A 15819-nucleotide genomic window follows, 5' to 3' on the forward strand; every position below is an offset into this window, starting at 1 on the left:
AAAACGCAACAACAGGTTAAACCCGCCGCAAGTCAGGTCAATAATTTCATCGCAGCCCCGATGCCGCCCAAGGTCATTGGCTGCATCCGGTCCGGGCCGAAAATCTGCTGGATCATCTGGATCGACTGGGTATAGCCCCAATGACGCTCTGGCAGGGGATTGATCCAGACATGGGCCGGCCATTGCTGGCGCGCGCGGTCCAGCCAGACCGCGCCTGCCTCGGCGTTCCAATGTTCGTTCGCGCCGCCAGGGCTGGCGATTTCATAAGGCGACATACTGGCATCGCCTACAAAAATGCATTTGTAATCAGAGCCGTACTTGCGCAGCACATCCCAGGTCGGGGTCTGCGCGTTCCAGCGGCGGCGGTTGTCGGTCCACAGACCTTCGTACAGGCAGTTGTGGAAATAGAAGTGCTGCATGTGCTTGAATTCGGCGCGGGCGGCGCTGAACAGCTCTTCAACCACCTTGATATGCGGGTCCATACTGCCGCCGACGTCCAAAAACAGCAGCACCTTGACCGCGTTGCGCCGCTCTGGCCGGGTTTGCACGTCCAGATAGCCGTGTTCGGCGGTCTTCTGGATCGTGCCATCCAAATCAAGCTCATCTTCCGCGCCGTCCCGCGCCCATTTGCGCAGGCGCTTTAACGCGACCTTGATGTTGCGGGTCCCAAGATCGACAGTATCGTCCAGATCGCGAAATTCGCGTTTGTCCCAAACCTTCACGGCGCGCTGATGCCGGCTTTCCTTTTGCCCGATCCGCACGCCTTCGGGGTTGTAGCCATAAGCGCCAAAGGGGGATGTGCCGGCTGTTCCGACCCATTTACTGCCACCCTGATGCCGCTCTTTTTGCTCGGCCAGACGCTGTTTCAGCCGCTCCATCAACGCCTCGAACCCGCCAGAGGCTTCGATTTCGGCTTTTTCTTCGGGGCTCAGGTGTTTTTCCGCCAGTTTTTCCAGCCAGTCCGCTGGAATATCAACAGCCTCCAGCACCTCGCTGTCGCTGATTGCCTCCAGTCCGGCAAAGCTGGCGGCAAAGGCGCGGTCGTAGCGGTCGATGTGGCGTTCATCCTTAACCATGATCGTGCGGCCAAGGTGATAGAACGCTTCCACATCATAGGTCGCAAGACCCGCCTTCATGCCTTCAAGAAAGGCCAGAAATTCGCGGATCGACACCGGCACACCGTGATTGCGCAGATTGTCAAAGAACCGCAGAAACATCTAGGCGACGGCGGCGCGCTGCATGAAAACCAGCACGAACAGCCCGATAATCCCCAGCATCACGGCAAAGGCGGTGCCCCATTGCAGCATGTCCATTATGGTGCCGCCGCGCTTCTTCGCGCGAAATGCGCCGATCAGGGCACCAAGAACGATACCGCCAAGGGGAAAGATCATCGGATTGCGCCTTTGTTCAGGGGCGCAGCCCGCGGACTTCTGCCAGACGGGCGCGCACGTTTGCATCACTGCCAAAGCCGTATCGCGCCCACCCCAGACTGTCCACCCGCACCGCCTCTGCTGCGGCACTGTTGCCTTGCATGTCCAGCGCCTCGGCCTTGAACATCATCAGCACCGCCAGAAGGGCGGCATTGTGATGGCGCTGCGCGACGGGGATGGCGCTGTCGGTCAAGGCAATTGTGCCAGCCGCATCGCCGGACGACAGGGTAAAGGCTGCCTTTTGCACGGCGATATGGGCACGGTGGATTTGCAGCGACGCGGACGTGCTGTAGATCTGGTCAGCCCGGTTGAACGCCGCCAGCGCGGCACCGGCATTTACACCGACCTGCAAGCGGCCCATGGCGTAATAGGAAAACCCTTCGCGTGTGCCGCCCCACTGAAACTGCCGCGCCATATTGACGGCGCGTTCCGCTGACTGCCGCCGCGTTCCGGCTGATGCATTGGTCAGCGCCGTTTCAATCGCGGAAATCCATTCGCGCGAGGTATCGGGAAAAACGCCGCTGCCGCCGCGCTGGCCCGCCGGATTCAGCCGCGCCAGCACTGGTTCGATCGCAGCAGAGGCTTGCTGCCGGCTCATGCCGCTGTGCAGTTCAGGCGCATAGGTCGCCCGCAGCATCAGCATGTCAAAACCGGTCAGGACGGCGTGGATGTTGTCGTCGTTAAAAACCGAATCCGGCAGACGGTAAAGGTCATTCAGCGGCCCCAGCGCCTGCGCCAGTTCTTCGTGCAGGCAGTCGCGAATTTCCTGCGGCGCAGCTTCGGCGGGGATGAAAATGGCAGCCTTGGTGCGGGTCTGCAGGGCGGTCCAGTCCACAGCACCCGTGCGGCGCAGGCCCATGTATTCGTCCCAGTTGCGCACATTAGGCACAACGAAACAGGCCGCATTCGGCACCGCACGCTGCAATGCGTTCAGCGGCACGGTCTGCACGACGATATTAGCATCGGCCTGATCGGTCCGGTTGATCGGGATCGCGGCCTCGCGGCGCAGGCGGCCAAGCAGACCTTCCAGATCGTTGACCAGCGTGGCAGGGGCCCTTGGCGCAACGCGGACACTGATCGGGCCTTCAAAACGCGACATGGCCGCGATAGCGCGGCCGCTTTCCAGACGAAATGTCAGGTCAAGAAAATCCTGCCCCATTTCAGCGTTGCTGCGTGTGACGGGCACGACATAGTTGTCGGTAAAGCCCCGCATCGCCGGCAGCGTGCTGTTTGTCGCGGCGCGCGTTGGCGGCGCTTCTGGCGTGGAGGAGCAAGACGCCAGCAATGCTGCGAAAATCAATGTGGACGCGCGGTTCATGACGCGGCCGCCATGACGGGGTCAGTTGCGGAAAGCAAATGGAAGCGCCGCGCAGATGCAGGTTCCGTCTTTACCGAACAACAGCGCATTGCGAGCAGCAAATGTGCCTTGGTCAAAATCGCTCTCCTCTTTACTAACAGATCCTGTGTGCAGCAGGACTGCGGTCTATTCGCGCCTAGATTGCGGCAATGCCGTGGAATTCAGGCCTTCGGCAGCCCATCGCCGCCTGATAGAGCGGCGAAAATCAGGCCCACGGCACCGATTCTTGCCTCTTTTATAACAAGGATTCCGGCGGCGCGTGGCGATTAATGACCCAGACTTCGCGTCGCAGGCGCCGCAAGCCGTGTCAGCGGGCGTTGCGGGCCATGAATGCAAGGCGTTCGAACAGGTGAACATCCTGTTCGTTTTTCAGCAGCGCGCCATGCAGGCGGGGCAGGGCGTTTTTAGAATCGCGGCGCAGATCCTCGGGCGACAGATCCTCTGCCAGCAGCAGTTTCAGCCAGTCCAGCACCTCTGATGTGGAAGGCTTTTTCTTCAACCCTGCCGTGTCGCGCAATTCATAAAACTGCGTCAGGGCGGTGGTCAGCAGGGCATCCTTGATACCGGGGTGATGCACGGCCACGATCTTGCGCATCGTGTCGATATCGGGAAAGCGGATATAGTGGAAAAAGCAGCGCCGCAGAAAGGCGTCCGGCAATTCCTTTTCGTTGTTTGATGTGATGATCACGATGGGCCGCACGACGGCGCGCACGGTCTCGCCTGTCTCGTAAACGTGGAATTCCATCCGGTCGAGCTCTTGCAGCAGATCGTTTGGGAATTCGATATCGGCCTTGTCAATCTCGTCGATCAGCAGCACGGACCGCTGTTCGGCGGTAAAGGCCTGCCACAGCTTGCCGCGTTTGATATAGTTGGCGACATCGTTGACCCGTTCGTCCCCAAGCTGGCTGTCACGCAGACGGCTGACGGCGTCGTATTCATAAAGCCCCTGCTGCGCCCGCGTTGTGGATTTGATGTGCCATTCGATCATCGGCATATTCAGGGCGGCGCTGACCTGCCGCGCCAGCTCTGTCTTGCCGGTGCCCGGCTCGCCTTTCACCAGCAGGGGGCGCTGCAGGGTAATGGCCGCGTTGACGGCCATCGTCAGATCGTCCGTCGCAACATAAGCATCGGTGCCGGTAAAAGCGTGGGTCATTCGCATCTCCTGTATTTGGCGCAGGGTGTGGCCTGATCTGGCGCAGGGCAAGTGTTATTCCTGCCTGACCAAGGGTTAATTTGTGATCGAATTGGTAGCTATAACTGGCGTTTAAGGGGGTGACAGACTCGCCCGATGGGGGTAAACGGGCGCCAATCTAGGGGAGTTTGCCAGATGTCCGGAGTTACCGCCGTTAATAGATCTGGCGCAAGTGGGGACACGACGATGAAAGCAGAGACCTTCCTGCCGGACAATTACACGCCGGCCGAAGATGAGCCCTTCATGAACGAGCGTCAGGTTGAATACTTCCGCCGCAAGCTGCTGGACTGGAAAGCCGACCTGATGGAAGACACCCGCGACACCGTCGCCGGTATGAAGGACCAGACCCGCAACATTCCCGACGTGGCCGATCGCGCCTCCGAGGAAACGGACCGGTCGATCGAATTGCGCACCCGTGACCGGCAGCGCAAGCTGGTGTCCAAGATCGACGCCGCCTTGCGCCGCATCGAAGAAGGCGAATTCGGCTACTGCTCCATCACCGGAGAGCCGATCAGCCTGAAGCGGCTGGACGCACGTCCCATCGCCACGATGTCGCTGGAGGCGCAAGAGCGGCACGAGCGCCGCGAAAAAGTGCACCGCGACGACTGACCGGATGATTGCCCATTCCCATGTCGCCGTGATTGGCGGCGGCATCGGCGGATTGTCCACGGCGCTGGCCCTTGCGATGCAAGGGGCCAGCGTTGTTGTTTACGAACAGGCCCCCGCAATCGCAGAGGTCGGCGCAGGTCTGCAGATCACCCCCAATGGCGCGCGTGTCCTGAATTGGCTTGGACTTGGTGACGCGCTAGACTCTGCCGGACTGACGGCGCAGGCCGTGGTGCCGATGGACGGGATAAAGGGGCGCAGCGTCACGCGATTTGATCTGTCCGCGCAGAACCCGGCCTACCGCTTTGTCGCCCGGTCCGACCTGATCGACATGCTGGCCACAGCCTGCCACCGCCGCGGTGTGCAGATCGTGTTGAACCACCGCAGCGACGACCTACCCGAAGCCGATCTGGTCATCGGGGCGGACGGGATCCGGTCAATGACGCGAGGCCTGCTGAACGGCTCTGCTGCGGCCAAGTTTACCGGACAGGTTGCCTGGCGTGCCGTAATCAAGGCGGATGCCGCGCCGCAAGCCCGCATCTGGATGCTGCCGCGCCGCCATGTCGTGACCTATCCGCTGCCCGGCGGGCGGCTGAATATCGTGGCCGTGCAAGAACGCAGCGACTGGGCCGACGAAGGCTGGCACCACCCGGACGCGCCCGCAAATCTGCGAGAGGCCTTTTCTGACGCCTGCGGGGCGTTGCAGTCTATCATGATGCAGGTCGAAAACCCGAACCTTTGGGGCCTGTTTCAGCATCCCGTTGCACCCACATGGGTGACAGACCGCGTGGCGCTTGTCGGGGACGCCGCCCATCCGACACTGCCATTTCTGGCGCAGGGGGCAAATCTGGCGCTGGAGGATGCTGCCGTTTTGGCCCGCCAGTTGGCGCTGCATGGCTTGGCTGCCGGCTTGCCGCGTTATCAGGCGCTGCGCCAACCCCGCGTGCGCCGCGCCATTGCGGCCGCCAGTGCGAATGCCAAAAACTATCACCTGCGCGGCCCGAAGCGGCGTATCGCCCATCTGGGATTAAAGGGGCTGGGTGTTGTGGCACCGGGGGCGTTTATCAACCGAATGGATTGGCTTTACGCTTTTGATGCAACGGCTTAGGGCCAGTTACGGCCTGCCTCTGCCGTTGCGCGTTCCAGCACGGTCATAGTGACATAATCCACGCGGTAAACGTCCCGTTCAATCCGGAAATAGACCCATCCATCCTGCGCTGGCGGCAAGCCATACCAGCGGGCATCCATGACCATGGAATATTTGCCTTTTGAAATGACTTCTCCGATCGCGACGGGGGGCGGTGTGCGCTGCGGTGCTACCGTTACGCAGGACCCCGCGGCTGCCATACGACATTGCGCCTGCGCTGCCGCTGCTGAGGTCGTAAGATATAGCAGAAACAAAATCTTACGAACCAAAGCTAATCCTATGCGTTAAGATCGACCCATACAGGCACGTGATCGCTTGGCTTTTCGCGGCCGCGCAGGTCTTTTTCTATATAGCAATCGCGCATGAGATCGGCACATTGCGGTGTCATCAGTATGTGATCAATGCGGATGCCGTCGTTTTTGTTCCATGCCCCCGCCTGATAATCCCAGAACGAATAATGTCCCGGCCCGCTGGTGCGCGCGCGGAATCCTTCGGTGAAGCCAAGGTTCAAGATCCGGCGAAACGCGGCGCGGCTGTCAGGGCGAAACAGCGCATCCTCGCGCCAGGCATCGGGGCGGGCTGCGTCTTCGGCTTGGGGGATGATATTGTAGTCGCCCGCCATAAGCGCGGGCATTTCCTGCGCCATAAGGTCCTTGGCGCGGGTATAAAGCCGGTCCATCCAAGCCAGCTTGTAGTCGAACTTTGGCCCGGGCGCGGGATTGCCGTTTGGCAGATAAAGCCCGCAGAGCCGTACCGCGACATCGCCGACCACAGTCGCCTCGATCCAGCGGGCCTGTTCGTCATCCTCATCGCCGGGCAGGCCGCGCGTGACGTCTTCAAGCGGTAGCTTGGACAGAATGGCAACGCCGTTGAATCCCTTTTGCCCATGGGTTTCAACATTATAGCCAAGGTCTTCGATGATGTCGCGGGGGAAGCCGTCGTCGACGGATTTGATTTCCTGCAGCAGCGCCACGTCAGGGGCGCTGTCCTGCAGCCAGGTCGTCAGCGCGTCGATGCGCGCCTTGACGCCGTTGATGTTGAATGTCGCAATTTTCATAAGCCGCCCTAATTTTTCGCCACGCTAACGGCGGGGCGGGCGCGGCACAAGATCAGCAGTCGTCGCGGACACGCACCGGAATACGCACAGGCTGCTCTGCAACCTGGCCGGCGGCCACGGCTGCAATGCCCGCAAGGATGGTGATGGCGATGATGGCAGTCATGGCGGTCTCCGTCTGGTCAGGAATTACTGTAACAACATTGTATCAAGAAAGATAGTTCCACAATGTCGCATCACGTCACATGGAAAATGACGTGCCGCACCCGCAGGACGACGTCGCATTGGGGTTTTCGATCACGAACCTTGCACCAATCAGCTCTTCGGTAAAGTCGATGACCGCCGAGGCAAGAAACGGCAGCGAGACAGAATCGATCACGACACATTCGCCGCCTGCTTCCAGCTTCAGATCATCCTCGCCCGGTTCATCCAGCGCGATTTCGTATTGAAAACCGGAACATCCGCCGCCTTCTACGGCGATGCGCAAGGCCTTGCCTTGTGCGGATGCACCGATTTCGGCAAGCCGTTCAAAGGCGCGCGGCGTTACGGTCGGGGGCAGGGTCAGCATGTTGCACCTATCGGTCTGCGGTTGCTTTCAATATAGGAAGGGCAAGTTCAGGTCACAAGCAGGCAACAACATGGCAGCCCCATATGCGACAGATCCCGCCAGTGCACGCGGACGGCTATACCCGGAAGAGGAAAGTCATTTCCGTTCGCCCTTTCAACGGGATCGGGACCGGATCATCCACGCAAGCGCCTTTCGCAGGCTTAAACACAAGACTCAGGTATTCATCGAACACGAAGGCGATTATTTCCGCACGCGCCTGACCCATTCGATCGAGGTGGCGCAGGTCGCCCGCACCGTGGCTGCGGCGCTGGACCTGAACGTAGAACTGACAGAGGCTGTCGCGCTGGCCCATGACCTTGGCCATACCCCCTTTGGCCACACCGGAGAAGAGGCGCTTGACCGCCTCATGCAGCCTTACGGCGGCTTTGATCACAACGCGCAGGCCTTGCGGATCGTGACCGATCTGGAACGACACTACGCCGAATGGGACGGTCTGAACCTGACGTGGGAAACGCTGGAAGGCATCGCCAAGCACAACGGCCCCGTGCCCAAACCCTATCCTTGGGCGCTGACCGCCTACAACCAGCGTCATGATCTGGAACTGGACACCCACGCCAGTGCAGAGGCGCAGGTCGCGGCCCTGTCCGATGATATTGCGTATAATAACCATGACTTACACGACGGTCTTCGTGCAGAACTGTTTAGCACCGACGAGCTGGCTGAGATGCCAATCCTCAAGGACTGTTTTGCCCGCGTCGATGCGCTTTATCCCGGCTTGAACTATTACCGCCGCCGCCACGAGGCGCTGCGCCGGTTCTTTGGGGTGCTGGTCGAAGATGTCATCGATGTCAGCCGCAAGAATTTGGCCGATTTCAATCCGTCGACGGTGGCTGATATCCGCAATGCCGGTCGCATGATGGTGCAGTTCTCTCCTGCGCTTTGGAAAGATTTAAAAGTGATCCGTAAGTTCTTGTTCGAACGCATGTATCGCGCCCCCGCCGTGGTCGAGATGCGCCATGCCGTCACCCATATGATCGACGAATTGTTTCCGTTTTATCAAAGCAATCCGGGTGAGTTACCAAAGCAGTGGCGCAAGGAAGTCAGCGAGGCGCAAAGCGATGAGGCCTTGGCGCGGATCGTTGCGGACTACATCGCTGGCATGACAGACCGTTTCGCAATCCAAGAACATGCCCGCCTGATCGGCGGCACAGACGTCCCACCAGGAGTTACCGATGGCCATTGAAACCGTACCCGGCGCGTTAAGCCCCGTTATAGCAATCGCGCTTGTCGGCGGACTTGGCGTGGGATCGCAATGGCTTGCATGGCGTTTGCGTATGCCCGCCATCGTTCTGATGCTGGTCGCGGGCATCGTGATCGGCCCCGTGCTGGGGATTTTCGATCCGGCCCGGGACATCGGCCCGCTGATGGGGCCTGTCATCGCGATTGCTGTTGCGATCATCCTGTTCGAAGGCGGCCTGACCCTAAACTTTCACCAGCTGCGCGATGCGGCAGTCGGCGTGCGGCGGCTGGTCTTTGTCGGGGCCCCGCTGGGCTGGGTTTTGTCAATGTTGACATTGCATTACGGGGCTGGACTGTCGTGGTCGTCGTCCTGGGTGTTCGGCGGTATTCTGATCGTCACCGGTCCCACCGTCATCGCACCCTTGCTGCGCACAGCACGCCTGTCGCGCCGTCCGTCGCAGCTGCTGCAGTGGGAAGCGATCGTCAATGACCCCATCGGTGCTATGGCTGCCGTCCTGGCGTTTGAGGTTGTCCTTGTCCTGAACACTGTGGAAACCGTGGGCGGGGCCTTGTGGGAACTCGGGGCCGGAATCGGCTTTGCGCTTGTGATCGGTCTGGCCGCCGGTTACGGCCTTGCCGCTGCGTTCCGGCGTGGCTGGGTGCCGGAATACATGAAGGTGTCGATCCTGTTTGCCTTGTTGCTGGGGATCTTTGGCATTTCCGATGCGGTCCTGCATGAAAGCGGGCTGCTGGCCGTGACCGTCATGGGCATCGTGATCGCCAACGCGAATTTGCCATCCTACGAGGAACTGCGCCGGTTCAAGGAACACGCCACGATCCTGCTTGTGTCGGGTGTATTCATCCTTCTGGCGGCCAACCTTGATTTCGCGGCGCTGGAATTGCTGACGTGGCGATCCTTGTTCTTTGTTGTCGGCATCGTGTTGGTGGCGCGGCCCGTGACGGTCTTTGCGTCCTTGTGGGGGTCGGGCATTCCGTGGCGCGAACAGGTGCTGATCGCCTTTACCGGCCCGCGCGGTGTGGTGCTGGTGGCTGTCGCCGGGCTGTTTGCCGAACGCCTGCTGGCGCTGGGGTTCGAAGATGCGGCGCTGATTGGGCCGCTGGCCTTTGTGCTGGTTGCGGTCACCGTGGTGCTGCACGGCTTTACGCTGAAACCTTTTGCACAATTCCTTGGGCTGACGGGGGCCGGCAATCCCGGCGTGGTCATCATCGGCGGTTCCACCTGGACCACCGCCCTGGCAGAGGCGTTGACGAAGGCAGAGGTGCCGGTGCTGATGACCGATCCCAACTTTGGCCATCTGCGCGCCGCGCGGGCGGCCGGTATTGCCACGTTTTCCGGCGATATCCTGTCCGAAGGGGCAGAGCAGCGGCTGGAACTGGTCAGCTATGCGACCTTGCTGGCGGCGACGGATAACGACGCCTATAACACGCTGGTGGCCACGGACCTTGCACCGGAATTTGGCCGCGAAAGTGTGTTCCAGGTCTCTCGCGCCAAGACGGATTCGCTGCGGCATGCCCTGCCGGCGACGCTGGGCGGGCGCACCTTTGCCCACGGCGCGACCTTTGACGAGATGAACCGCCTTGTCGCCGAAGGCTGGACTTTCCGCGTCACGCGCCTGACCGAAGAGTTCACCTTGCAGCACTGGATCGACAAGCGGCCCGCGTCCCATCTGGTTGCCCGTATCCTGCCAAACGGAGAGTTCAAGATGCTGTCCGATCCGGCGGATATGCGCGGCGTGCCCGGCACCCGGATCATCGCCCTGCGCCCGCCAGAAGCCGCAGAGGACGGCACGCCCGCGCCCCAGCCGCCGGCAAACCCCTAAGGCCAGCCTGCGTTGACCTTTGCCGTGGCGGTGGTATGACCGCCACGATCACTGAACGAAAGCGAATGCCATGAATATCTTTGCCGATCTGCGCGCCCTTGTCATCGACACGCTGGCCGGGATGGAGCGAGACGGAATCCTGCCCGCGGGCCTGACCACCGATGCTGTATCGGTGGAGCCGCCGCGCGATGCAGGGCATGGCGATATGGCGACCAATGCCGCGATGGTGCTGGCAAAACCTGCCTGCATGAAGCCGCGCGATATTGCCGATGCGCTTGCGGCGCGGCTGACCGATGATCCGCGCGTGGCCAGCGCCGATGTGGCAGGTCCCGGCTTTCTGAACCTGCGGCTGGCCGATACGGTCTGGCAGGGGCTGGTCATCAACGCATTGACCGATCCGGGGTTTGGCCGCAGCACGATGGGCGGGCAGGAAAAGGTGCTGGTGGAATATGTCTCTGCCAACCCGACCGGTCCGCTGCATGTCGGCCATACGCGGGGTGCTGTCTTTGGTGACGCGCTGGCCAGCTTGCTGGACTATGCAGGCTATGACGTGACCCGCGAATATTACATCAACGATGGCGGCGCGCAGGTCGATGTCCTGGCGCGGTCGGTCTATCTGCGCTATCAAGAGGCGCACGATCTGTCCGTCGATTGGCCGGAGGGAACCTATCCCGGCGATTACCTGATCGAGGTCGGCGAGGCGCTTAAGGCGAAGGTCGGCGATATCTGGCTTGATGCGCCAGAGGATGTCTGGCTGCAAGAGGTGCGCCTGTTCGCCACCGACGCCATGATGGACCTGATCCGGTCCGATCTGGCCAAGCTGAACATCACGATGGACAACTTCTATTCGGAAAAGTCGCTTTACGGCACAGGCAAGATTGAAAAGGCGATTGCACGGCTCGACGCTGCTGGTCTGATCTATCGCGGCACGCTGGAACCACCCAAGGGCAAAATGCCCGATGATTGGGAGCCGCGGGAACAGACGCTGTTCAAATCGACCGAACACGGCGATGACGTCGACCGGCCCGTGCAGAAATCCGACGGGGCCTGGACCTATTTCGCCCCCGATATCGCCTATCACTTTGACAAGATCGAACGCGGCTATGACGCGCTGATCGACGTCTTTGGCGCGGATCACGGCGGCTATGTCAAACGGATGAAGGCAGCTGTTTCGGCGCTGTCGAATGGCCGCGTGCCGCTGGATGTGAAGCTGACGCAGCTGGTCAAACTGTTCAAAAACGGCGAGCCGTTCAAGATGTCCAAGCGGGCAGGGACGTTCATTACCTTGTCCGATGTCGTGGACGAAGTCGGCCCCGACGTGACCCGTTTCCACATGCTGACGCGCAAGAACGATGCGCCGCTGGATTTCGACTTTGCCAAGGTGACAGAGCAGTCCAAGGACAATCCGGTCTTTTATGTGCAATATGCCCATGCTCGCGTGAATTCCGTCCTTCGCAAGGCGCGCGAGGCGGGGATCGCGGTTGATGATGCGGCTTTGGCCGGCGCTGATCTGACCAAGCTGAACCACGCGGCAGAGCTGGCCGTTGCGCGTAAAGTCGCCGAATGGCCGCGCATGGTGGAAATCGCAGCCAAGGGCCACGAGCCGCACAAGATCGCGTTTTACCTGTATGATCTGGCCTCTGACCTGCATGGTTTGTGGAATCTGGGCAATGCGGAAACAGATCTGCGGTTCATTCAGGATGGCGACAATGCAACATCGCAGGCCAAGATTGCCCTGATCCGAGCCGTTCAGGTTGTGATCGCAGGCGGTTTGGGTATCCTTAGCGTCACACCGGCCGAAGAGATGCGCTAAGCATCCAGCGCGGTCAGAGGCAAGCGGGTCGCAAGAACCCGCCAGAAACGAGGCAGTAATGGCAGTATATGACGAGGCGCAAGCCCGCGGCAGTCTGACGGATTTGGCCGGTCGCTACACCCAATATGCCGGCGCGGCTGTAAGCCTGACGCTGATGATCGGCGTCGCCGTTTGGGGCACCAAGACCATCCTGCGCGATGTCAGCGGTGTGCCCGTCGTCCGCGCCATGCAGGGCGACATGCGTGTCGCACCGGAAAACCCCGGCGGCGATGTCGCGGATCATCGCGGCCTGGCCGTGAACGCCGTGGCCGGCTCGGGCGAGGCTGCGGCCCCCGAAGATACCGTCACCCTGGCCCCGCGCATGCTAGAGCTTGCGGCAGAGGATCTGGAGACCGCGCCGCTGACGGATACCATCGTGGATGCGGCGGACGCGGCGGCTGCCCCGGCTAGCGTGCCGGCTGCGGATCAGGTGCAGGACACGGCGATGGCCGTGCCCACCGGGCCGATGAATGCGGATGATATTCTGGCCATGGCAGATCAGATCTCTGCGGGGATCACGCCGATGGCCCCCTTGGATAACCTGGACGAGGCAAACGACAGCCCTGTCATGACACTTGATGGTGAACCGGCCGCGGGCAAAGAGGACGATATCACCGAAATCGCGAATATGGATGCGCAGGACCCCATCGCGCTTGCCCTGGCAGAGGCGATGGCATCGGATGTTGCCGCACCGGATGCAGCGCCCGTCGCTGCCGCCGGGGCCGTGCGTTCTGTGCTGCGCCCGACCGTGCGCCCCTTGCGTGCAGCGCCTGCGGTCGCCACCGCCACCGATCTGGCCGCAGCGCCGGTCACCGTTTCCGCCGCTGCGGCGCAGGACACGTTGCCGTCGGTTGCCGTGCTGACCGACGATCTGCCCGTAGGCACCAAACTGGTGCAGCTTGGCGCTTTCCCGACGGCAGAGGATGCGTCGAAGGAGTGGATCAGTCTGCAAGGCAAATTCGGCGAGATGCTGGCTGGAAAGACCCAGATCATTCAAGAAGCATCATCGGGCGGTGCGACCTTCTACCGGTTGCGGGCCAGCGGGTTCGACGATCTGCCCGCAGCGCGCCAGTTCTGCGAAACCTTGGACGCAAGCCGCGCAGCTTGCACGCCTGTCGTTGTCCGCTAACGCGTCGATCTTTGGCCTGTCGGGGCTGCGGCTGACACCGGCAGAGGCTGCGTTTTTCAAGGACGCGGACCCTTGGGGCTTTATCCTGTTCGCCCGCAATGTGGACAATCCGGACCAGTTGCGCGCCCTGACGGCCGATCTGCGTGATTGCCTGGGCCGCGCCGCCCCGATCCTGATCGATCAGGAAGGCGGGCGCGTGCAGCGGATGCGCAGCCCGCATTGGCGCGAATACCTGCCGGCGCTGGACCAGATGGAACGCAGCCGCGATCCGATCCGCGCCCAATGGCTGCGCAACCGCCTGATCGCCGCCGAACTGCATGACGTCGGCATCGACGTGAACTGTGCGCCCCTTGCCGATCTGGTCGAGGCGCAGACCCACCCCGTGCTGCGCAACCGTTTATACGGTGAAACCTCGGTTATCGTGGTCGAGGCCGCGCGCGTTTGCGCCAATGCCTTTGTCGCGGGCGGCGTGCTGCCGGTGTTGAAACACATCCCCGGCTATGGCCGCGCCAGCGTGGACAGCCACAAAAGCCTGCCGCGTGTGGATGCGCCCCGCGCCGATCTGATGGCGCGGGATTTCGCGCCGTTCAAAGCTCTGAATGACATTCGCATGGGGATGACCGCGCATATCGTTTTCGGCGATATCGACCCTGATGCGCCCGCGACGACCTCTGCCACCATGATGCAGGTGATCCGGGATGATATCGGCTTTGGCGGCCTGATTATGACCGACGATATCGGGATGGAGGCGCTGTCGGGCACGCCTGCGGAACGCGCAGTGGCCTCGATTGCAGCGGGCTGCGATATCGTGCTGCATTGCAACGGCGATCTGGCGGAAATGCCTGCCGTCGCCGCTGCCGCTGGCCCCATGACCGCTGCCGCGCAGGCCCGCGGGCTGCATGCGCTGAACCAGCGCGCCGCGCCTCAGCCGATTGACATTACCGCCGCGGTCCGCGAACTAGAGGCCCTACTGTCGTAGGGGACGCAGGCCATGGCACAGGAACCCTTTGACCTTGGCGAAGCCAGTGTCGCCGAACGCGTTGCCGCAGAGGCGCTGATTGTCGATGTCGGTTCATTCGAAGGTCCGCTCGATCTGCTGCTGACGCTGTCGCGCACCCAAAAAGTGGACCTGCGGCAGGTGTCGATCCTTGCGCTGGCGCGGCAATATCTGGCCTTTGTGCAGCAGGCCAAGGCGCTGCGGCTGGAACTGGCGGCGGATTATCTGGTGATGGCCGCCTGGCTCGCCTTTTTGAAATCCCGCCTGTTGCTGCCCCCCGATCCCACCGACGACGGCCCCTCTGGCGAGGAACTGGCCGCGCATCTGGCGTTCCAGTTGGAACGGCTGGAGGCGATGCGCACCGTTGCCGCCCGTCTGATGGGGCGCGACCAGCTGCGGCGCGATTTCTTTCCCCGCGGCATCACAGAGGACGTCGCCCGCGTGCGCCGCGTCACCTATACCGCCAGCCTGCTGGACCTGATGCAGGGCTACGCCCGCATCCGCACCCGCGACGATTTCCGGCCCTTCGTGATGGACCGCGAAAACCTGATGACCATGGAAGAGGCGCTGGACCGCCTGCGCGAGATGATCGGCTTTGCCGGCGACTGGACCGATATCGCCAGCTATCTGCCCATGGACTGGCAAGAGGACCCCGTCCGCCGCCGCACCGCCACCGCCGCGACCTTTGCCGCCAGCCTGGAACTGGCGAAAGAGGGCCGTATCGACATCCGGCAGGGCGATACCTTTGCCCCGATCCACATTCGCAAAAGGACGCCGCGCGATGGCTGAGCCGCTTGATAGCCTGTTCGAGGCCCCGCCGATGGCGGAACAGGAACGCATGATCGAAGCGATCCTGTTCGCCACTGCCGATCCCATGACCCTGCCGCAACTGGCGGGCCGTATGCCGCATGGCTGCGATCCGGCAACCGCGCTGGCCCATGTGCGCAAACGCTACGAAGGGCGCGGAGTCGTCCTAATGAAAATCGGCGATGCCTGGGCCTTTCGCACGGCGGCGGACCTTGGCTATCTGATGCAGCACGAGGTCGTCGAGACGCGCAAACTGTCCCGCGCCGCCATTGAAACGCTAGCGATTGTTGCCTATCATCAGCCAGCCACCCGGGCCGAGATCGAAGAAATTCGCGGCGTATCTGTCAGCCGCGGCACGCTGGATCAGCTGATCGAACTGGACTGGATCCGGCTGGGGCGGCGGCGCATGTCACCAGGGCGGCCGGTGACATTTATTGTGACCTCTCATTTTCTGGATCACTTCGGGTTGGAAACCGCTCGCGATCTGCCGGGGCTGAAAGAGCTGCGGGCAGCGGGTCTGCTGGAAAACCGTCCGCCGCCAGGGACAGAAGATCCGGACGCGGACGACAGTCAGGACGATCTGTTCGAAGAATAAGGCGA

Annotated in this window: 16 protein-coding genes; 9 read left to right on the forward strand and 7 right to left on the reverse strand. The window is 61.7% G+C overall.

The window, feature by feature from the left end; translation table 11 throughout:
- Positions 1–32: 32 nt before the first annotated feature.
- From SJY10_RS08515 to SJY10_RS08530, 4 genes are all read right to left on the reverse strand, one after another.
- Positions 33–1217, reverse strand: coding sequence for a VWA domain-containing protein (locus SJY10_RS08515; RefSeq protein ID WP_386681524.1), 1185 nt, complete (start codon positions 1215–1217; stop codon positions 33–35).
- A complete protein-coding gene (locus SJY10_RS08520) occupies positions 1218–1391 on the reverse strand; it encodes a hypothetical protein (RefSeq protein WP_386681526.1) in 174 nt (57 codons plus the stop codon). It abuts the gene before it with no gap.
- A 16-nt stretch (positions 1392–1407) separates the two neighbouring features.
- Positions 1408–2748 carry a DUF2927 domain-containing protein gene (locus tag SJY10_RS08525; RefSeq protein WP_386681527.1) on the reverse strand — a complete coding sequence of 447 codons (1341 nt, stop codon included), beginning with the start codon at positions 2746–2748 and terminating at the stop codon, positions 1408–1410.
- 346 nt (positions 2749–3094) lie between these two features.
- The gene (locus SJY10_RS08530) at positions 3095–3940 is read right to left on the reverse strand and encodes an AAA family ATPase (protein ID WP_386681529.1); all 846 of its coding nucleotides are present in this window, start codon (positions 3938–3940) and stop codon (positions 3095–3097) included.
- A gap of 225 nt (positions 3941–4165) precedes the next feature.
- Here SJY10_RS08530 and dksA point away from each other — a divergent pair, with 225 nt between their 5' ends.
- Complete coding sequence (dksA, locus tag SJY10_RS08535; protein WP_386681532.1) at positions 4166–4588, forward strand: RNA polymerase-binding protein DksA; 423 nt, start codon at positions 4166–4168, stop codon at positions 4586–4588.
- 4 nt (positions 4589–4592) lie between these two features.
- Positions 4593–5693 carry an FAD-dependent oxidoreductase gene (locus SJY10_RS08540; RefSeq protein WP_386681533.1) on the forward strand — a complete coding sequence of 367 codons (1101 nt, stop codon included), beginning with the start codon at positions 4593–4595 and terminating at the stop codon, positions 5691–5693.
- Here the strand turns inward: SJY10_RS08540 and SJY10_RS08545 are convergent.
- From SJY10_RS08545 to SJY10_RS08555, 3 genes are all read right to left on the reverse strand, one after another.
- Entirely contained in the window at positions 5690–6001 is a 312-nt protein-coding gene (locus tag SJY10_RS08545) for a hypothetical protein (protein ID WP_386681534.1), read from the reverse strand. The two genes, SJY10_RS08540 and SJY10_RS08545, sit on opposite strands and share 4 nt — an antisense overlap.
- 8 nt (positions 6002–6009) lie before the next feature.
- On the reverse strand, positions 6010–6789 hold the full coding sequence (xth, locus tag SJY10_RS08550; RefSeq protein WP_386681537.1) for an exodeoxyribonuclease III: 780 nt from the start codon (positions 6787–6789) through the stop codon (positions 6010–6012).
- A gap of 238 nt (positions 6790–7027) precedes the next feature.
- Entirely contained in the window at positions 7028–7354 is a 327-nt protein-coding gene (locus SJY10_RS08555) for a HesB/IscA family protein (RefSeq protein WP_386681540.1), read from the reverse strand.
- A gap of 70 nt (positions 7355–7424) precedes the next feature.
- On the opposite strand from SJY10_RS08555, the gene SJY10_RS08560 reads away from it, so the two are divergent.
- From SJY10_RS08560 to scpB, 7 genes are all read left to right on the forward strand, one after another.
- Positions 7425–8597: a deoxyguanosinetriphosphate triphosphohydrolase gene (locus SJY10_RS08560; RefSeq protein ID WP_386681543.1), complete on the forward strand. Its 1173-nt coding sequence runs from the start codon at positions 7425–7427 to the stop codon at positions 8595–8597.
- A complete protein-coding gene (locus tag SJY10_RS08565; RefSeq protein ID WP_386681545.1) occupies positions 8587–10434 on the forward strand; it encodes a cation:proton antiporter in 1848 nt (615 codons plus the stop codon). The genes SJY10_RS08560 and SJY10_RS08565 overlap by 11 nt, the downstream gene beginning before the upstream one ends.
- Positions 10435–10504: 70 nt before the next feature.
- Positions 10505–12247 (forward strand): arginine--tRNA ligase, encoded by a 1743-nt coding sequence (gene argS / locus SJY10_RS08570; RefSeq protein WP_386681548.1) that lies wholly within the window; start codon positions 10505–10507, stop codon positions 12245–12247.
- A 58-nt stretch (positions 12248–12305) separates the two neighbouring features.
- Entirely contained in the window at positions 12306–13415 is a 1110-nt protein-coding gene (locus SJY10_RS08575) for an SPOR domain-containing protein (RefSeq protein ID WP_386681551.1), read from the forward strand.
- Positions 13405–14394 (forward strand): glycoside hydrolase family 3 N-terminal domain-containing protein, encoded by a 990-nt coding sequence (locus tag SJY10_RS08580; RefSeq protein ID WP_386681554.1) that lies wholly within the window; start codon positions 13405–13407, stop codon positions 14392–14394. The genes SJY10_RS08575 and SJY10_RS08580 overlap by 11 nt, the downstream gene beginning before the upstream one ends.
- Positions 14395–14406: 12 nt before the next feature.
- A complete protein-coding gene (locus SJY10_RS08585; RefSeq protein WP_386681557.1) occupies positions 14407–15201 on the forward strand; it encodes a segregation and condensation protein A in 795 nt (264 codons plus the stop codon).
- Positions 15194–15814 (forward strand): SMC-Scp complex subunit ScpB, encoded by a 621-nt coding sequence (gene scpB, locus SJY10_RS08590; protein WP_386681560.1) that lies wholly within the window; start codon positions 15194–15196, stop codon positions 15812–15814. The genes SJY10_RS08585 and scpB overlap by 8 nt, the downstream gene beginning before the upstream one ends.
- Positions 15815–15819: the final 5 nt, after the last annotated feature.

The organism is Loktanella sp. R86503 (genome assembly GCF_042466455.1).
GTDB lineage: Bacteria > Pseudomonadota > Alphaproteobacteria > Rhodobacterales > Rhodobacteraceae > Loktanella.